This is a genomic window from Metabacillus fastidiosus NBRC 101226, assembly GCF_001591625.1.
In the GTDB taxonomy this organism is placed as follows: Bacteria; Bacillota; Bacilli; order Bacillales; family Bacillaceae; genus Metabacillus; species Metabacillus fastidiosus.
Genome location: NZ_BCVG01000079.1, coordinates 1 through 18,075, shown reverse-complemented (window position 1 = coordinate 18,075; position 18,075 = coordinate 1). Strand labels below are relative to the sequence as shown.

Genomic DNA, 18,075 nt, shown 5'->3' with positions numbered 1-18,075 from the left:
GCTTCACTTCCTCGAATTGCTGGAACTTTGAAGCGGGAGTTTTACTGCCCGTTAAGGCTGGGATAAAGCAAATCGGCTGCCATATTACTGGCAGTTTTTTTGTGTCATGAATAAGATGATAAGAGGAAAAAGCATTGATTCTTTAGTAAAATAGATAGAGATGAACATGAAGATAAAGGGGATTAATATGACGACGGCTTTAGAAATAAAGAAGAAAATACAATCTCTTATTAAACTGTATGAAACATGTATAGAGCATAACGATACGAAAAACGGAGAAAAGATAAAAGAGTTAATTTTTAAAATGTATGATGAAAAACTGTATATATCGTTTGCCGGACATTTCTCCGCCGGGAAATCAACGATGATTAATACGCTCTTAAATGAGCAGATTTTACCGACAAGCCCGATTCCGACGAGCGCTAATATTGTTATGCTGGAAAAAGGCAATGAGGAAGTGAAGCTATGCACAGCAGCCGGAGAATGGTTCTATCTTGAAGGCGGCTATAATATTGCTCAAATAAAAGAATTTTGCACGCAAGGGGAAGACATTACGAAAATTCATATTACGAAAAAATATGAACATTTAGATGAACATATGATTATTATCGATACTCCCGGGATTGATTCAACTGAAGCTGCCCATCGACTTGCAACAGAGTCCATGCTTCATCTTGCTGATATTATCTTTTATGTAACAGACTATAACCATGTTCAATCAGAAGAAAATATGTCTTTCATTCAGGAAATGAAGAAGCGGGACAAAAATATCTGTCTCGTCGTTAATCAAATTGATAAGCATCGGGAGAAAGAAGTTCCATTTATTATATTAAAAAAACAGATAAATGAAAGTTTCTTTGCACTTGGTCTGAAAGAATCGGATATTTTTTATACGACATTAACAGAAAAAAATAATAAAAATAATGAACTTGAGGCATTAAAAGCATTTATTCGGACAATTGCTGAGAAAAGAGAGAAATTATTAATACAAAATATAGCTCATTCACAAAAAGAGATTATAGAGGACCATTTACAGCAGTACAAAGACCAGCTTCATCTTGCTGATTTTCATGAGGATTTAGCAGCATTATCCAAACTTCATCATGAGAAAGAGAGCATCTTGCGACAAATAGAGGGAGAAAAACAAAGACAGAAGGAAATAGAAACAAATATTGGGGAGAAATTAACGTCTATATTAAAAAATGCAAATTTAACTCCTTTTGAAACTAGAGAGAGAGTGAGTCAGTTCATTGAGGCGAATGAAGCTCAATTTAAAGTAGGTTTTTTATTTTCAAAAAGAAAAACAGAAGAGGAACGTTTGAAAAGAGCAGAAAGTCTATATGAGAGTTTGCAAAAAAATATGGAAACAGAGCTTGCCTGGCATATTACTGCATTATTAAAAGACGTGTTAAAGGAATATGAGCTGTATCAGTTAAATGATGAGGTTCAAGGCTATACATTTACCTTTCCTCCTGAACTGCTCATAGACATATTAAAGCGCGGAGCCTCTTTTAATAATCAGTACATTCTTACGTATTCAGCAGATATTAGCAATGAATTAAAAAGGCTTGTAAAGCAGCAGGCGAATATGATCATTGCGAAAATAACATCTGAATTAAAAAAGCGTCGTGATCATATTATGGTGGGGCTGGATGAAGATGTACAGAAGCTTGAGGTGGAATTACGCCATTATGAAGCGGAAATGGAGCAGTGGAAGCTTTATAAGTATTACGAAAAAACAATTCAGCAAATAGCGGATTATGTTTACAATGAACATATTAATATGGAGGAATGGATTGCTGGTCATTCAGAAAAAGACCAAAAAATATACCAAATAAAGAGCGAATTAGACCATGCGGAACATGTTATCCACTATAGGAACAGAGAAGAGAAGTTTAATAATGAGATTGTGGAAAATGGCCGGACGGAGCAGTTTCTTTCAGTAGTAAAAGAAATAGCCCATACATTTGAGAAAATAAATGGCTTTAAACAATTCAGTGAATTATTCATCCGGAAAATCAGCCGGTATGAAAACAGATCCTTTACAGCTGCTTTATTTGGAGCATTCAGTGCGGGGAAATCATCATTTGCCAATGCATTATTAGGAGAGAATTTGCTGCCGTCTTCTCCGACACCGACAACGGCAACGATTAATAAGATTTCACCTGTCACAACAGAGAAAAAGCATGGTGCTGTAGAAGTAAAATTAAAAGATGGAGTAATAATAGAAGAAAATATTCAAACGTTCAGTGAATATGTTTCCAATGAAGAAAAAGCAAGAAATGTCGAGGAAGTAATCATTTATTACGATTGTCCGATTACAAGGCTCGGTATTACACTAGTTGATACACCTGGTGCTGATTCGTTTAATACAAGACATACGGATATTGCTTTTCAATATATTAAAAATGCGGATGCGATCATTTATGTTACTTATTTTAACCATCCGTTTACAAAAGGAGACCGTGAATTTCTGCGCCAGCTTGGCAGGGTAAAAGATTCCTTCTCGCTTGATAAAATGTTCTTTATTATTAATGCGATCGATCTTGCGAAAGATAAAGAAGAAATTTTATTAGTAAAAGATTATATAAGAGAGCAGCTTTCCCAGCAGGAAATTAGAAATTCTCAATTATATGGTATTTCAAGTTTGAATATTCTGCAGGGAAATGATCTGTTCGAAGAAGAATTTGTTTTATTTAAAAAACATTTTTTCCATTTTATTGAGAATCAGCTAATGAATGCAACGATTATTTCGATGAAAGATGAATTAAGCAAAGCAGATGAACAGGCAGAATTGATGATTCAAAATGCGAGAAAGAATGAAACCGAGAAAGAGAAGGAATGCAGGCAGTTAAATGAACAAAAAGTAAATATTGAGGGTGAAATACAAAACATAACGAACAGCGGAGCAGTAACGGAATTAAAGCAGGAAATAAAAGAATTACTTTTTTACGTAAAACAGCGCTTAGATTTCCGTTTTTCTGATTTCTTTAAAGAAGCATTTCACCCGGGAGCTATCCAAAATGGAAAAAGGATAGACGATGTGTTAAGAGCTTGTTTAGCCGATTTAGTAAAAATGGTGGAATTTGAAATTATCCAGGAGCTGCAGGCGACAACGCTTCGTCTGGAGAAATATATAGAGGGACGTTTGGACAGTGAATTTATCCGGATAAATTCACTGCTTAATCAGCATACAAGTATAATCAGGCTCGTCGAGATGGAAATAGGATCTATTTCGACACCGGAGCTTCATGTTCAATTAGGAAAAGAAAATGATCTATATATAAGCGAATCATTGAAGTTATTTAAAAATGCGAAATCGTTTTTTGAGAAAGATGGAAAAAAGCAGATGAGTGAAGACTTAAGGCAAAGAATAAATACTCTTATTGCACAAGTGATGGAGCATTATGAAAAAAACTTTGATGAATATTATTGTCATATATTAAAGGAATATCATGATGATTATATTGCTTTTATAAAAGAACAAATAAAAGATACTTTTAAAGCAGTGTTTGACTCGTTTATTTCAGAGCAGAATATCGATTATTTACAGAAGATAAGAAAAGAGATTCAATCTGCTATTGAGCTTATATAATTGTTCGTATAATATAAAAACATGTATACAACAGTTGGTGGAACGATGAATAAAATAAATTATCAAGTTTGTGCAACGTGTATTCATTTTGCGATAAGCAAAACGGAAAGTGGAATGCTTTACCGCTGCAGTCGCTTAGGATTTGAAACAAAGCCGGCATATTCTTTTCGATGCTGGCAGCCGAAAGAACATGTAGTAAGGCTAATGAAAAAAAGAGGTGGAAGTAACAATGAGTGAAGTGCATAAAGCAATTTCAGAACACAGTAAAAAACAACACGAGCATATTCGTACATTTGCGAGGCTTGATCAACAGCGTGAAGCATTTATCGCAGAGGCAGTGCAGCTATGCAGACAGTCCCTTCCGTTTGAAGTGGACAGCATTAATGCCGTGACGAGAGAGATGAATGCATTAGCACGTCAAGGAATCGTCCCTGCACGTAAATTAGTATCAAAAGAAATGGTGAAAGAATACGTTGAAAGATCTAATTAATCTGTAAGCAATTCCCTTCGTTTTGTCACAATAATAAATAATTATTGTGACAAACTAATCATACAAGGAGGGAGTTAAATGGGCAGACAAAAGTTAGGTAATGCAAACGCACAAAGAAATAATAATAAGAAAAAGAAAAATGGTTTTAATGAGGAATTTGCTTCATATGCGATGCATGAAGCACAAAAGCTAAGCAGTAAAAATAAAGACTAAGCCGGATATGGCTTAGTTTTTTAAATTTTTCCTTCAGAAAGCCTCATTTAAATATGATATGATAAAATTATTGTGTAATGAAGGAGACAAGAAAATGAATGAAAAAAAGGAACATTTACTTTTAGTTGACGGGATGGCTTTATTGTTTAGAGCTTTTTTCGCTACATCTGTCCATGGACAATTTATGAGAAATAGCAGCGGTGTACCGATGAACGGAATAAATGGCTTATTAAAACATTTACTAACTGCAATTAACACGCTGCAGCCTACACATGTAATCTGCTGCTGGGATATGGGAAGCAAGACATACCGTACGGAGCTGTATCCTGCTTATAAAGGGAACCGCGGTGAGCCGCCAGTGGAATTAATCCCGCAATTTGATTTAGCGAAAGATGCTGTTGCAGCTTTAAATATTCCTAATATCGGTGTCATAAATTTTGAGGCCGATGATTGTATTGGAACGATTATAGAAAAGCATCATGAAAACATGGAAATTTCCGTTTTAACCGGTGACAGAGATTTGCTGCAATTATTAAAGCCGAATATTAATATCGTTCTTCTGCAAAAAGGGATCGGCAATTATAAGAGCTATAGTATGGAAAGTTTCATAGAGGAAATGGGCGTTCATCCTAAAATGCTGATCGATATAAAGGCCTTAATGGGAGATACGAGTGATAACTATCCTGGGGTAAAAGGGATAGGAGAGAAAACAGCTTATAAATTAATAGCACAATATGAATCAATTGAAATGCTTTTAAACAATTTAGCTGAGCTCACGAAAGGACAGCGGACAAAAATTGAAGCTGATTTAGATATGCTCCATCTTTCAAGAAAGCTTGCTGAAATAAATTGTACAGCTCCGATTGAATACGTATTAGAAGAGTCGGTTCTTAACATTGAATATGATAAAGCCGAAAAGATGATGGAACAGCTGGAATTGAAGGGTCTGCAGTCCTTTTTTAAAAATATAATAACGGCTGTCTAATGATGAAGTGCTTATGCAGTTGCTAATATGACTAGAAAATATAAATGTTAGACTTGAACATGGTTTTCTAGTAAAACTTTATTACTTTTTGGCTCGTCTATTTGCAAGCTCTGTCTGCAAATGCTTTTCAGCTTTAGCTGAAAAGTGTTCTAATTTCTTAAAAGGGTAAGGGGCTGTCTAATAAATCCCTGATAAGTTTTAAAAGCTGAAAGGCCCTGTCATCAAATCCTTAATTTTACTGAATTTTCATCACAGGCCTTTCAGCAGGATATTCTAAAAGGGTTGTTCTTTTACCCTTTTGGAATATCCTCATTAAATTTTCGTATTCGATTTTTTTGCCCTGTTCTCCAGCTCGCTCTTCGGATCTGTTGCAAATTCTGTATCCTGCCCATGTCCCTGAGGGTTTACATTAGGTGCTTTTCTGCCCCGGTTTGTACTATTTCTTCGTTTACTCATGAATATTCACCTCCAAATGTAGTATCTCCATATAAACAAAAAAGTTCTAAGTAAAAATGATAGTAATTTATAGTAAAATCCGATATGATGGGGAAGGAAATTGATTAAGTTAGGACTGGTATCTATTATTTCTTATACACAAACCGTTTCAGATTATATTAATTTTTTATTTGAGAAAGGTTTTTCATTTGGTGAGGATGTATTAGGTTTCATAAAGTTTGGGCAAAGCTATACAGGAACGAATGATGAAATAGTAATTGCTGCAATTGAGCTTACTTTAAAAATTCAAAAAGAATTTGATGGGTCCTTTTTTATTTCATTGCTTGAAATGTTAAAACAAGAGGGAATTGAGACGAGAAAGGGAGCTTTAAGGCATCTACAGCATTTGAATCTACTAGAAAAGACTCCCACTTCAAGAGAAAAATAAAAAAGCCTGTAAGTGGGAAATCGAATAAAAAGCCTATTTTCTAATAATTGCTTTTCTCGCCAGTTCATCTGCTGTTTTATTTTCTTTACTAGGTATCCATTTAATAAAGAAGAGATCAAACTGTTCGGATAAAGAAATAGCTTTTTCTAAGAGCGGAGCATATGCTGGGTTTTTAACGAACTGCTTTTCCATAGCGTTTTCAACGAGCTGGGAATCGGTGCGAAAGGAAACGGTCTTATAACCTTTTTCAATGCAAATTTCCATTCCTTTAATTAAGGCATAATATTCAGCTTCATGATTGGACATAATGCCAATCGGAATGGAATATTTCTCAGCATTTTTTTCACCTTTAATGAATATCCCTATTCCAGAAGGACCAGGGTCACCAGCACTTGCTCCATCAGTATAAACTTCGATCATCTTTCTCCTGTGCACTCCTTTCAATAAAGGGTATTAAGTTAGTTATACTTTAAATCACTTTATTTAAAAACCGAATATGATTATAGCATATTGATTACATTAATATGTATGAAACGGAGTGATTACTTTGAAATTTTCCATTGAATGGACATATGAAACGAAAAAGAAACAAAAAATACAGTTAACAAGTGAGGCTGTTTCCCTTTCTGAAGCTCTTTTAATCGCGATGGATATAGAGCAGACAGGCAGGGTAAAAGAGCTTGTATTCGCCTCTGACGACGGACAGACATGGACGTTAAAGGAATTGAAAAAATTACAGACAAAAGTGAAAGAGGAGCCTTCGGAAATTACTGCTTACTTTGATGGCGGTTTTGATAAAGGGACAGGGGAATGTGGACTAGGTGCAGTCATTTATTATACATTAGGGAATAAAAAAATGAGAGTAAGGACGAATGAAAAGGTTGCTGAGCTTGATTCAAATAATGAAGCGGAATATGCTGCATTTTCATTTTTAGTTTCAGCGCTTGAAGGGTTAGGTATTACAAGACAGACGGTTACTTTTAAAGGTGACTCACAAGTAGTGCTTAACCAATTATCAGGGGAATGGCCATGTTATGAGGAAAATTTCTCAGTATGGTTGGATAAGATTGAGCAACAACTTGAAAAATTAAAAATCAGGCCTATTTATATTCCGATCTCGAGAAAGGAAAATAATGAGGCAGATAAATTAGCGACACAGGCATTAAAAAGTATAAAAATTCATAGTAATCTTGAATTAAGTAAGGAAGATGAAAATGATGGATAAAGTAAATAAAAAGCAGACATTTCAAGAAATTAATGAAATCATTGATACTTACTGTACAGATTGTTTCCTAAAAAAACATTTTCGCAATGAATACGGGAAGAGCTATGCTCATTCTTTTTGTATTAAAGAATGTACAGTTGGTCAAATGATAAAAAAATACGGAGAAAAACTAAGTTAAAGGGCTGCTCAATATTTGAGTGTTAGCCCTTTTTTTAATATGATTTTACTGTTTTGCGGCGTTCAGTTGCTGTTCACATTGCTGAAGGAGCTGTTCCTGTGTTTGGAAAAATTCATCATCTACTCCTGTTTGTTCGGAATATGCCCGCTTGAACAAATCTTTTGCATCATTTAATGAGTTCTCAGCATGCTGAAGTGTTTCCTCATCCATTGACATCGTTGCAGTTCCCACCATTTTCTGTGCAGATTTTACCGATATTTCAAGCTGTTTAAGATTATTAAAACCACTGATGAGATCCGTATGGTTAATATTGTCCATTTGCTTATGCACTCCTTCTCCTGTTTATTTTATGGCTTGTGTAAAAAAGACACAGCCTTGTCATACTTCACCTTATAGTTTTTGATTTTGTCATAAGAATATACCGATTTAGAGAGGAATTTGTACCTAAATCAAAAGAATCATGTTAAAATGAGTAAAGATGTATTAAGTGGTAATTTATTGTATAAATATAATACTAAATAACCAATAAATGAATGAATTTACAGGAAAGGGGAAGGCTGAAATGAAAAGTGAGAATTTAGATTCTACTATAAAGGAAGCATTTGGAGAAATCTATGAAGATTTGGAAAAGCTGGTTTATATAGCGAATAATGCAAATGTTTTTAATCATGTTGAAGTAAGAAGAATTGAAAACAGCATAAAACAAAACATTAAAGCGATTGAATATCTTATTGTAAGCAAAAATTTATAGTTTTTACTGTACATACAAATATAAATAAGGCTGAGTGTACACTCAGCCTTATCTTTCCATACCGTATATGTTAAATTACAATTAAGCTTGTAATTATAACTTTGTTACGTTAGCAGCTTGTGGTCCGCGATTTCCTTCAACGATTTCGAAAGAAACTTCTTGACCTTCTTCTAATGATTTATAACCTTCGCCTTGAATAGCTGTGAAGTGTACGAATACATCGTCTCCGCCTTCAATTTCGATAAATCCGAAACCTTTTTCGTTGTTAAACCATTTCACTTTACCGTTTTGCATATTACTTAATCCTCCAATACTTGTAGCACAGGTGGTGCTAAAAAATATTTATCAAGTAACCGAACATATTATGTAGACATAATAGAATATTGGATACACATACTGCAATTATAATATTCAGTTAATGATGCTTTAACTATACACTATTTAATGAGAATGAGTCAAGGATATAAGGGGGTATTTTTTATCTTGTATTTAATAAGCAGTGAGACTTCTGCCTTAAGATTTTGAAAGAAACAAAGAAGATGGAGGGGATGAAAAGTATGAAGACCTGCTTTATAAAATGAAACAGGATACGGTGAAATTTATAAGATACATATTCCTTTTTTCATAAAACAGATTATAATTAGTTTATTCCTAATAAAAAATAAAAATATAAACTTGGGAAAAGGATGAAGGGAGACAGTAATTGTGGTTTACAAAACTTTTACAATTACAAGTAAGGTTGGCTTACATGCGAGACCAGCTACATCATTGGTAAACGCTGTAAACTCATTTACTTCAGATGTATTCCTTACAGCGTATGGTCGTACGATCAATTTGAAATCAATTATGGGTGTCATGTCATTAGGTATTTCAAGTGGAACCAGTGTCGTAATTAGCGCCGAAGGTATTGATGAGAGAGAAGCGATTGAAGCGATTGAACGTGTAATGAAGTCAGAAAGTTTAGGGGAAGAAGCCTGCTAAAACTGTCTTAGCAAAAAATGTCTGGATTTTTCTTTGAATAAAAGGAAAAACCAGACATTTTTGTTTCAAACCGCTATAATATATTTGTACTTAAAGATCTGATCTGTTTCATGTACATAAAGTGAGGAGGAGAAAAAATGAATAGATATTCAATAAGCCAATTCGTTGAGCATACGAAGCAGCAGGATAAAGGGGAAGGCCTGTTTGAATTAGAAACACCGAGAATGCTAGAAATAAATCTTGAAGGCCAGATTTGGTCGAAGATGGGAACAATGGTTTCTTATCGGGGAAATATGAAGTTTGAACGGGAAGGTATTTTAGAGCATGGAATAGGAAAGCTCTTCAAAAAAGCGTTGACCGGTGAAGGTACTGCATTAATGAAAGTGAATGGAAACGGAAAATTATACTTGGCAGACCAAGGGAAGAAGATTTCCATTCTTCACTTAAATGATGAAGCTATTTTCGTAAATGGAAATGATTTATTAGCTTTTGAACCGTCTATTTCATGGGATATTAAATTAATGAGAAAAATAGCTGGGATGATGTCAGGTGGATTGTTCAATGTTCGGTTGGAAGGCAGGGGGATGATTGCTATTACATCCCATTATGAGCCGCTGACATTGATCGTGACACCGGATAATCCTGTGTATACAGACCCGAATGCGACTGTTGCATGGTCAGGTACATTAAGCCCTGAATTTGTAACAGATATTTCATTAAAAACATTTTTGGGCAGAGGAAGTGGAGAATCTATTCAAATGAAATTCAGCGGTGAAGGCTTTGTCGTCGTTCAGCCGTTTGAAGAAGTTTATTTCGGAAATACAGGTTCTTCCTCGTAATAAAAAGAGCTGTCCTAAATGAGGGACAGCTCTTTTAACATTAAAATGTAGTTGATTGTGAGCGTGTTTTTTTCAGCATTTGTTCCTGCTTCTTTTTTGGCTTGTGTATCCAGCCGGTATGAGAAGAGATTACTTCATAATTATCGGCTAAAAGCACCGTTGCCATATAAGGATAATCCTCTTTAAAACGAAATCTTAAATCAACCCATCGCACTTCAAATCCATGCTCGGTCCTCTGGACAATAATATGTGTATGATCGGAGTTTGCAAGGAAATGCTGTACATTTTGATCTTTACTTGCCATTAAAACAGGTGCTTCCTCTGCATTCATTTTTTCAAAATGATGAATAACCTTCAGTTTTTGCTGACGATAGTGAACCATACCGACAAAAAATACCGTGTCTGTTTCAATGACGATATCCCAATGAAATAGAGACTGTGTTGGAATAATTGTATACACACCGTTTAAATCTGCTAATCTTTCAGCTAATCGGATCGCTTTCCTCGATAAAATAAATCTTGTTATTAAATAAATGAACAGAATGATATAAATATAGAAAAAGATGAATCCAGGAGAAAAAGTAATCATCCATAATATAAATCCAATAATATGAAGAGCCATAATAAATGGATCAAATAATGGAATAAAGTTTAAAGATAACCATTTTTTTGTGAAAGGTCTTGCTGCCTGTGTTCCGTAGGAGTTAAAAATATCAAAAGCAATGTGTAAAAAAACAGCAGCAAATGTCCAGCATAATAAAGTGAAAAATGAGATATCGCTAAAGGGTAAATAAATGAGAAAAGAAAGAGCAGCCGTCCAAAGGAAAAGGGCAGGAATTGAATGTGATACACCTCGATGATGCTCTGTATACATTCCATTTCCTTTTAAAAGCTTTATTATATAATCAAAATCAGGTGCATTTGAACCAATGACAGTTCCGATTAGGACAGCATTTGCAAGATTCGGGTTTGCTGCAACTGCAGGATCTAAATAAGATAAGCCCGCTAAACCGAACCCCATGGCAATATGTGTGCTCGTATCCATCATAACCTCCAGAAAAAAGATTAAACCCTCTCATCCTGAAGCTTTTGATAAAGTGAAACTTCCATAAGTGGGGGGTCTTTCTCCCTCTCTTATGGTTAGTTGGACCAATCGGACCTTTAGGGGCAGTTGATCTCCCACTTAACTTCCTTGAATTCTCTCAAATTGTGAAGTGGGAGTCTTACTGCCCGTTAAGTGTGGGATAAATGAAAGAATAAGTACAAAATTATTAAGAGCCAAGCATTAACTTTTTATTTTTTATAAGTGAAGCTTCTTTGATTACATCATTTAATATTAATTCTGCAGAATTATTATGATGGAAGGAATGGATATTTCTTGTCATTTCATTCAATCTTTCTTCATCTAATAAAAGCTTACATACTTCTTCATAAATATCTTCGATTTGATTAACAACAATAGCAGCGCCATTTTCCTCAAAAAAGATGGCATTTTCTTTTTCCTGACCTGGTACAGGTTTAAAGAGAATCACTGGTACACTTAGAGCTGTCGCTTCACTTAATGTAATTCCGCCCGGCTTCGTAATCATACATGACGCAATACGGTAAAGCTCGTCAACTCTTTCCACATAGCCTAAAACTTTTATTTTATCGCTGCAGCTGTCAGCGAGCGGCTCTAAGCTTTCTTTTAATTCATTATTATTTCCGCAAACGACGATTGTTTGTATTCCCTCTGTAGAAATAAATGATTCACAAAGCTCTTTCACATTTTTTAAAACTCCATGTGCCCCGGCCATTATTAGCAGTGTTTTCTTATTAGGATCAAGATTATATTTTTCATATAATGTGTTTTTATCGATATATTCTTCAAACTGTGACCTTATTGGAATGCCTGTAACTTTAATTGTTGTAGGATGAACACCGATACTGATGAGCTTTTCTTTTACATAATCGGTTGCGACATAATATTTATCGATGTCTTCATGCACCCAGATTTTGTGTAAGCAAAAATCAGTCAGCACATTAAATGTCGGAATAACTTTGCCTGTTTTCCGTCTGTATTCAGGAACGACAATCATTGGAAATGTATTAATAATAATATCTGGCTGTTCCTCTGTAATAATCTTATGCAAGCGTTTATGACCCATTTTGTAATAAAGGTTAATCATTCTCTTGTTGTACATTTTATCGACGCCATAGTAAAAAATCCGATAAAACTGTTTACCAATTGAAAAGCTTTTAAGATATAAATATTGTGTAATCTCAGAAAATATTGGAAAGGATTCTGAGTATAAGTTGCAGACAATTACTTTGTTGAATCCTTGTTTTTTACATTGATTTTCTAAAGTTTTTGCAACTTGTACATGACCGTTACCATACTTGGCCGTTAAAATTAATACTGTGGAATTGCGCTTCAACATTTTCACCTCTATCTAGTCAAAAAACACGAGCAATTAAACTTTTGGATCATTAAAAGTATATGACAAAATTAACCTTATTTGTCTAAAAGATAACATATAAATATTACTTTTTCATAAAGAAATTATTAAGTATTCGTGAAGTCTTCTTTTACAATAATTAACATTTGTTTTTAAGCGGGAACCTCTTATATATAGGAAGCTATATAAGAGGGCTTTCCCTTTCAATCCCAAACGAACGGTGTTTCTTGATATACATAATAATTGAGCCAGTTTACAAACAGGAGATTTCCATGTGATCTCCAGCGATGCACCGGTTTTTTAGTCGGATCATCGTTAGGAAAATAGTTTTTTGGCACATCGATTTGCAGCCCTTTGTTAATGTCTCGTTCATATTCATTTTTTAATGACGTTAAATCATATTCGGGATGTCCGGTAAGAAATACATGTTTCCCATCTTTTGAAATAACGAGACAGACACCTGCTCCTTCTGCATATGAAAGAATTTGCAGCTCGTTCACAGCTTCAATATCTTCTTTTCGAACATCTGTATGTCTGGAATGAGGTAGATGGTGTAAATCATCAAAGCCTCTTAACAGCTTAACAGAAGGATCTGTCACCTGATGTTCGAAAATTCCGAAACATTTTTCATCGAGCATATATTTATTTACGCCATAATGATGGTAGAGTCCTGCTTGTGCTCCCCAGCAAATGTGTAATGTTGATGTAACATTTGTATTTGACCAGTCCATAATTGTCTGTAATTCTTTCCAATACGAAACTTCTTCAAATTCTAAATGTTCAATAGGTGCTCCGGTAATAATCATTCCATCAAATTTTTTATGGCTGATTTCATCAAAAGTAGTGTAGAATTCTTCAAGATGTTCTTTTGCAGTCGTCTTGGAAATATGTGTTTTCGGTCTTAACAATGTAATATTTACTTGTAAAGGTGAATTTGCTAATAATCTCAGTAATTGTGTTTCAGCATATTCTTTTTTCGGCATTAAGTTTAAAATGATAATATTTAACGGGCGTATATCCTGAGAATACGCGCGACTTTCATCCATGACAAAAATATTCTCACTTTCTAATATCTCTCTTGCTGGTAAATGGCCTGGAATATTGATTGGCAAAGAGCACACCCCCATGTTGATGATAATAATTATATAATGTTTTAAGCTTTCTTTATTATAGAAAGTTTAGGAAAATAATTCAATTCGTTATTTTTCATTACTTAATAGGTAAATATTTAATATATTACCAGAATACTATTGTACCACATGAATGTAAGTCCAAATGTATATAAGTCCAAGATATATTTTTGGCATTTTTCATTTAAATAACACTCTCATTTTAAAAGAAAAGATGCTGTAAAATCGTGCGCTATATCAGGTTTTTATTGTGTATATACCAGCATATTCATTTGGACTTATATAAAATAATCTCTATATTATATAATAATAGTTCAATAAGTAAATATTTTCTTTCTTTATTAGCTTATCAAGTTTAACGAAATATGATATAGTGCATGTTTAGAAGCAACATAATTTTAGAAATCAGGTGGAGTAATGAATAATAGGATTGTTGTTTATAGTTTACTGACATTTGTCATGCTCTCATGGGGATTAAATGTTACAGCGCTTAAAGTGCTTGTAGTAGACATGGCTCCAATTACGATGAATGCATTTCGGGTGTTTGTAGCTGGAGTAGGGGTTCTTTTAATGCTTTGGCTAACGAAATCGATCCGCAAGCTTACATTGAAAGAATATGGATTTTTAGCTTTTATCAGTTTATTTAATGTTGTCGGCCATCATCTATTTTTATCTGTTGGATTAAGTAATACAACAGCAACGAATGGCGGCTTAATTTTAGGGCTTGTCCCAATTTTAACAGCACTCGTATCGATTCCAATTTTAAAGACGCGTCTTTCGTTTATTAAAACGGTCGGTATTATCGTTGCTTTTTTCGGTGTGAGCTTCGTTGTACTCGTAGGTTCAACTGGAACTTTCTCCGTTTCTATCGGTGATGCCCAAGTGTTTATTTCCGGTTTCACACAGGCGATCAGCTTTGCTTTAATTAAAAAGGCATCAAGTAAAATTGATGCAAGGCTTATGACAGGATGGATGATGGTCATCGGTTCTGTTATTATGTTCATCTTAAGCTTTATCTTTGAGCCGGAAGGTCTTAGTACGATGGCAACAACAGATGTGAAATTATGGTCGGTCTTCTTCGCTTCAGCTCTTATTGCGACTGCATTTGGCCATATGACATATAACTATGCGATCCAGCATATCGGACCGAGTGAATCAGCTGTATTTATTAACCTTAACCCGTTATTTGCTTTATTAGGCGGTGTCGTTTTCCTTGGGGAAGGGATCTATATAGAACAGGGAATTGGATTTATTCTAGTTGTAATAGGGGTTCTTTGCGGCAGCGGTGCTGTAGAGCATTGGCGCAAACAGAAAAAAGAAGTTCAGTTAAGACCACCTGCATAATTTATAAGATTAAAAAATATTGAATTTGATCAGGCGGAATATAAGTTGTATAAACCAATTTATAGCCGATGCTTATGTGCTGGGACAGTGTCTCAGCACAATTTTTTTGTATCGGTTCTATTGGAGCATGGAGGCTTTTATGCACATCTGTTACAAGATTGGAATGAAGATTGCATTGAATAAGTAAGACATGTGTGCCGATCCATGCCTGCCCGATCATATTCTTTCTATAATAAGAAATCATTTTTTGCACTTCCTTAAAAGGATATTCCTACGCGAATCTGAAAAATAGCGTACCCTTATAACTGTGTGTTAAAATTATATGACGAAATATGAAGAGGAGTGAAAATAAATGAAGATTCAATCAATTGAGCCAACTCCTAGTCCTAATACGATGAAAGTATTGCTTTCTGAAGAGCTTCCGGCAGGTAAAAGCAATAATTATAAAAAAGAACATGCAAACGAGGCACCTGCTGTCATTAAAGAAATTTTACATATTGACGGTATAAAAGGTGTTTACCATGTTGCGGATTTCCTTGCTGTTGAACGAAACGCGAAATTCGACTGGAAGGAAATTTTACCGAAAGTAAGAGAAGCTTTTGGAGAAGATATTGACAGTGCTGCTTTAGGTGAAGGACGTATCGAAGAAGGGTATGGGGAAGTAAAAGTATCCATCCAGTTATTCAATGATATTCCAATGCAGGTTAAATTGACTGACGGAATGAAAGAGGAGAGATTCGGCTTGCCTGACCGTTTTAAAGAGGCGGTTATGAAAGCGCAGGAAACGAATGCAAATGTCGTATTAGAACGTAAATGGAAAGAACAGGGTGTCAGATACGGTGAATTCGCTGATATTGGAAAAGAAGTCGTTGATGAAATCAATGCCGCTTACAGTGAAGACCGTCTAAACCGATTATTAAAAGCGGTAGTGAGCAAGGATACAGAACAAATTCAGCAAGCGAAGAAATCGTATCCGGTAACACTGGATATGCTTGATGATCCGGAATGGACTGTCAGATTCGCGCATCTTGAGCAGATGGAGCCGACAAAAGATGATCTTGCATTTCTTGATAAAGCGTTAAATGATGAAAAAGCATCGATTAGAAGGCTGGCAACAGTTTATCTCGGCATTATCGAAGATCCGGTTATTCTACCTTATTTATATAAAGCATTAAAAGATAAATCAGTAACCGTTCGCAGAACAGCGGGCGACTGTTTATCAGACCTAGGTGATGAGGCGGCGGCGCCTGCGATGATGGAAGCATTGCAGGATAAAAATAAGCTTGTTCGCTGGCGTGCAGCGATGTTCTTATATGAAGCAGGGGATGAAACAGCCCTGCCTGCTTTGAAACAAGCAGAAAATGATCCTGAATTTGAAGTGGATTTGCAAATTAAGATGGCAATTGAGAGAATTGAAGGCGGAGAAGAAGCAAAAGGCTCCGTATGGAAACAGATGACAGAAAGCCGAAAAGGTTAATTAAACAAGGAGTGAAGTATAATGTCAATGGCATACGATGAATATATGCGTCAAATTGTTAAACCGATGAGAGCGGAATTAACGAACGCAGGTTTTAATGAATTAACGACAGCGGAAGAAGTAGAGGAGTTTATCGAGAAGGCAGAAGGTACTACTCTTGTTGTAGTAAATTCTGTTTGCGGCTGTGCAGCGGGGCTTGCAAGACCGGCAGCGACACAGTCTGTATTACAGGGAGATAAAAAACCTGACCATCTTGTAACAGTTTTTGCCGGTCAGGATAAAGAGGCAACAGCGAAAATGCGTGAATATTTTACAGGTATTGAACCATCTTCTCCGTCAATGGCAGTTTTAAAAGGGAAAGAAGTTGTTCATTTTATTCCAAGAGAACAGATTGAAGACCATTCAGTTGAAGCGATTATGGAAAATTTAAAAACTGCATTTGAAGAAAATTGTTAAGATTGAGGATGCCTTAGTGCATCCTTTTCTTTTTTGAAAGGAGTGTTAAAAAATGATCGTAACGACAGCAGGAAGAACGAATGAGGCAATGGTTCATTTGGCGGAAATAATTGCTGAAGATTTACAGTCTGAATTCGTTCCGCGTAATAAACGGGCAATTGGGATGATGAAAGAAACGGTACAGCAGGATGTACTCGTAGTTGGGAAAAATCGCCTTGAATTATACAGTTTAAAAACGGATGAGCCGCTATTTTTTCATCCAAATTCAGCAATGTTTCGAATAAAAAGAATGATAAAGGGTGAGTACGAACCGTTTTTAGAGGCAACAAAATTACAGGAAGGGGATCAGTTTTTAGATTGTACACTTGGTCTTGGCTCAGACAGTATCGTTGCCAGCTATGCGGTTGGTACAAAAGGAAAGGTGACCGGAGTCGAAGCGAATCCCTTTTTAGCGTATATCGTTCAAACAGGTTTATCAGCGTGGCATACTGAGTTTACTCCGATTGATGAAGCGATGAAGCGGGTTAACGTTATTCAAGGGGACCATGGGAAAGAACTGGAGCAGATGGAAAGCGGTTCAGCCGATGTCATTTATTTTGATCCGATGTTTGAGGAGACGATTGCACAGTCGAGCGGCCTCAATCCGTTAAAAAGCTTTGCACATTATGACATATTAACAGAAAGTGCTATTAACGAAGCAAAACGTGTGGCGAGAAAGAGAATTATTTTGAAAGATCATTGGAAAAGTGAAAAATTTGCACAGTACGGCTTTGAAGTCATTAAAAGAAAAACAGCAAAATTTCACTACGGTGTTATAGAACTCAAATAATTGCAGATTCTATAAGCGGAGGTGTTTTCCTTTATGGCTAAAAAGAAGAAAGATCCATCTAAAGCAGGATTAAGCTCGCCAAATGTGGAAGGTCAAGGTACGACGACGCATGAGACTGGGAGCGAGCAGCGGGATTCGGCACGAAAAAAATCAAAAAGACATTAAAGTGAAACTTCGGTCAGTGGGGTTTTTCTCATCCTTCACTGATGGTTAGTGGAGGCCTGCATGATGCGGGTCACACATACGTTGCTCGCGTGAAGC

The 18,075-nt window shown here is 35.5% G+C and carries 24 protein-coding genes; 16 read left to right on the top strand and 8 right to left on the bottom strand.

Annotated elements, in window-relative coordinates; genetic code table 11:
- The first annotated feature begins 160 nt into the window (after positions 1–160).
- The 5 genes from BFA01S_RS16065 to BFA01S_RS16050 all read left to right on the top strand — a co-directional run bounded on the left by BFA01S_RS16065 (position 161) and on the right by BFA01S_RS16050 (position 5,283).
- Positions 161–3,595, top strand: coding sequence for a dynamin family protein (locus BFA01S_RS16065; protein WP_082800035.1), 3,435 nt, complete (start codon positions 161–163; stop codon positions 3,593–3,595).
- Positions 3,596–3,640: 45 nt separating this feature from the next.
- Positions 3,641–3,832 carry a hypothetical protein gene (locus tag BFA01S_RS16060; protein ID WP_066232868.1) on the top strand — a complete coding sequence of 64 codons (192 nt, stop codon included), beginning with the start codon at positions 3,641–3,643 and terminating at the stop codon, positions 3,830–3,832.
- The gene (locus BFA01S_RS16055) at positions 3,825–4,085 is read left to right on the top strand and encodes a YpbS family protein (protein ID WP_066232866.1); all 261 of its coding nucleotides are present in this window, start codon (positions 3,825–3,827) and stop codon (positions 4,083–4,085) included. The genes BFA01S_RS16060 and BFA01S_RS16055 overlap by 8 nt, the downstream gene beginning before the upstream one ends.
- Before the next feature lie 78 nt (positions 4,086–4,163).
- Positions 4,164–4,298: a hypothetical protein gene (locus tag BFA01S_RS23505; protein ID WP_268874883.1), complete on the top strand. Its 135-nt coding sequence runs from the start codon at positions 4,164–4,166 to the stop codon at positions 4,296–4,298.
- Positions 4,299–4,392: 94 nt separating this feature from the next.
- Positions 4,393–5,283 carry a 5'-3' exonuclease gene (locus BFA01S_RS16050; protein WP_066232863.1) on the top strand — a complete coding sequence of 297 codons (891 nt, stop codon included), beginning with the start codon at positions 4,393–4,395 and terminating at the stop codon, positions 5,281–5,283.
- Between the two features lie 312 nt (positions 5,284–5,595).
- Here BFA01S_RS16050 and sspL read toward each other — a convergent pair whose 3' ends face one another.
- Positions 5,596–5,739 (bottom strand): small, acid-soluble spore protein L, encoded by a 144-nt coding sequence (gene sspL, locus BFA01S_RS16045; RefSeq protein WP_066232860.1) that lies wholly within the window; start codon positions 5,737–5,739, stop codon positions 5,596–5,598.
- A gap of 100 nt (positions 5,740–5,839) precedes the next feature.
- On the opposite strand from sspL, the gene BFA01S_RS16040 reads away from it, so the two are divergent.
- The gene (locus tag BFA01S_RS16040; RefSeq protein WP_235843048.1) at positions 5,840–6,166 is read left to right on the top strand and encodes a DUF6123 family protein; all 327 of its coding nucleotides are present in this window, start codon (positions 5,840–5,842) and stop codon (positions 6,164–6,166) included.
- Positions 6,167–6,199: 33 nt separating this feature from the next.
- On the opposite strand, the gene BFA01S_RS16035 is transcribed toward BFA01S_RS16040, so the two are convergent.
- Complete coding sequence (locus BFA01S_RS16035; RefSeq protein ID WP_066232857.1) at positions 6,200–6,586, bottom strand: reverse transcriptase-like protein; 387 nt, start codon at positions 6,584–6,586, stop codon at positions 6,200–6,202.
- 118 nt (positions 6,587–6,704) lie between these two features.
- On the opposite strand from BFA01S_RS16035, the gene BFA01S_RS16030 reads away from it, so the two are divergent.
- Together BFA01S_RS16030 and BFA01S_RS16025 are read left to right on the top strand one after the other, a co-directional pair.
- Positions 6,705–7,391: a reverse transcriptase-like protein gene (locus tag BFA01S_RS16030; protein ID WP_328014429.1), complete on the top strand. Its 687-nt coding sequence runs from the start codon at positions 6,705–6,707 to the stop codon at positions 7,389–7,391.
- A complete protein-coding gene (locus BFA01S_RS16025; protein WP_066232874.1) occupies positions 7,384–7,569 on the top strand; it encodes a zinc-finger domain-containing protein in 186 nt (61 codons plus the stop codon). The genes BFA01S_RS16030 and BFA01S_RS16025 overlap by 8 nt, the downstream gene beginning before the upstream one ends.
- Before the next feature lie 45 nt (positions 7,570–7,614).
- Here BFA01S_RS16025 and BFA01S_RS16020 read toward each other — a convergent pair whose 3' ends face one another.
- The gene (locus BFA01S_RS16020) at positions 7,615–7,887 is read right to left on the bottom strand and encodes a DUF2564 family protein (RefSeq protein WP_066232852.1); all 273 of its coding nucleotides are present in this window, start codon (positions 7,885–7,887) and stop codon (positions 7,615–7,617) included.
- Positions 7,888–8,131: 244 nt separating this feature from the next.
- Here BFA01S_RS16020 and BFA01S_RS16015 point away from each other — a divergent pair, with 244 nt between their 5' ends.
- Positions 8,132–8,320 (top strand): hypothetical protein, encoded by a 189-nt coding sequence (locus BFA01S_RS16015; protein ID WP_066232849.1) that lies wholly within the window; start codon positions 8,132–8,134, stop codon positions 8,318–8,320.
- A 93-nt stretch (positions 8,321–8,413) separates the two neighbouring features.
- Here BFA01S_RS16015 and cspD read toward each other — a convergent pair whose 3' ends face one another.
- A complete protein-coding gene (gene cspD, locus BFA01S_RS16010; protein WP_066232846.1) occupies positions 8,414–8,614 on the bottom strand; it encodes a cold-shock protein CspD in 201 nt (66 codons plus the stop codon).
- Positions 8,615–9,025: 411 nt separating this feature from the next.
- Here cspD and BFA01S_RS16005 point away from each other — a divergent pair, with 411 nt between their 5' ends.
- Both BFA01S_RS16005 and BFA01S_RS16000 read left to right on the top strand, forming a co-directional pair.
- The gene (locus BFA01S_RS16005) at positions 9,026–9,301 is read left to right on the top strand and encodes a phosphocarrier protein HPr (RefSeq protein WP_156483793.1); all 276 of its coding nucleotides are present in this window, start codon (positions 9,026–9,028) and stop codon (positions 9,299–9,301) included.
- Positions 9,302–9,438: 137 nt separating this feature from the next.
- On the top strand, positions 9,439–10,140 hold the full coding sequence (locus tag BFA01S_RS16000) for an AIM24 family protein (RefSeq protein ID WP_066232840.1): 702 nt from the start codon (positions 9,439–9,441) through the stop codon (positions 10,138–10,140).
- A gap of 40 nt (positions 10,141–10,180) precedes the next feature.
- On the opposite strand, the gene BFA01S_RS15995 is transcribed toward BFA01S_RS16000, so the two are convergent.
- The 3 genes from BFA01S_RS15995 to metA all read right to left on the bottom strand — a co-directional run bounded on the left by BFA01S_RS15995 (position 10,181) and on the right by metA (position 13,690).
- Positions 10,181–11,185, bottom strand: coding sequence for a metal-dependent hydrolase (locus BFA01S_RS15995; protein ID WP_066232837.1), 1,005 nt, complete (start codon positions 11,183–11,185; stop codon positions 10,181–10,183).
- 226 nt (positions 11,186–11,411) lie between these two features.
- Positions 11,412–12,557 (bottom strand): diglucosyl diacylglycerol synthase, encoded by a 1,146-nt coding sequence (locus BFA01S_RS15990; protein WP_412758780.1) that lies wholly within the window; start codon positions 12,555–12,557, stop codon positions 11,412–11,414.
- 224 nt (positions 12,558–12,781) lie between these two features.
- Positions 12,782–13,690, bottom strand: coding sequence for a homoserine O-acetyltransferase MetA (gene metA, locus BFA01S_RS15985; protein WP_066232831.1), 909 nt, complete (start codon positions 13,688–13,690; stop codon positions 12,782–12,784).
- 435 nt (positions 13,691–14,125) lie between these two features.
- On the opposite strand from metA, the gene BFA01S_RS15980 reads away from it, so the two are divergent.
- Positions 14,126–15,052: a DMT family transporter gene (locus tag BFA01S_RS15980; RefSeq protein WP_066232829.1), complete on the top strand. Its 927-nt coding sequence runs from the start codon at positions 14,126–14,128 to the stop codon at positions 15,050–15,052.
- 1 nt (position 15,053) lies between these two features.
- Here the strand turns inward: BFA01S_RS15980 and BFA01S_RS15975 are convergent, their stop codons facing one another.
- A complete protein-coding gene (locus BFA01S_RS15975) occupies positions 15,054–15,296 on the bottom strand; it encodes a hypothetical protein (RefSeq protein ID WP_066232826.1) in 243 nt (80 codons plus the stop codon).
- A 108-nt stretch (positions 15,297–15,404) separates the two neighbouring features.
- On the opposite strand from BFA01S_RS15975, the gene BFA01S_RS15970 reads away from it, so the two are divergent.
- From BFA01S_RS15970 to BFA01S_RS22050, 4 genes are read left to right on the top strand one after another with little or no spacing between them, the layout of a single operon-like run.
- The gene (locus BFA01S_RS15970; protein WP_066232824.1) at positions 15,405–16,529 is read left to right on the top strand and encodes a conserved virulence factor C family protein; all 1,125 of its coding nucleotides are present in this window, start codon (positions 15,405–15,407) and stop codon (positions 16,527–16,529) included.
- A 21-nt stretch (positions 16,530–16,550) separates the two neighbouring features.
- Positions 16,551–16,985: a BrxA/BrxB family bacilliredoxin gene (locus BFA01S_RS15965; protein ID WP_066232822.1), complete on the top strand. Its 435-nt coding sequence runs from the start codon at positions 16,551–16,553 to the stop codon at positions 16,983–16,985.
- A 52-nt stretch (positions 16,986–17,037) separates the two neighbouring features.
- On the top strand, positions 17,038–17,814 hold the full coding sequence (locus BFA01S_RS15960; protein ID WP_066232790.1) for a class I SAM-dependent methyltransferase: 777 nt from the start codon (positions 17,038–17,040) through the stop codon (positions 17,812–17,814).
- A 33-nt stretch (positions 17,815–17,847) separates the two neighbouring features.
- Positions 17,848–17,979 (top strand): YuzL family protein, encoded by a 132-nt coding sequence (locus tag BFA01S_RS22050; protein ID WP_082800033.1) that lies wholly within the window; start codon positions 17,848–17,850, stop codon positions 17,977–17,979.
- The last annotated feature ends 96 nt before the right edge of the window (positions 17,980–18,075 follow it).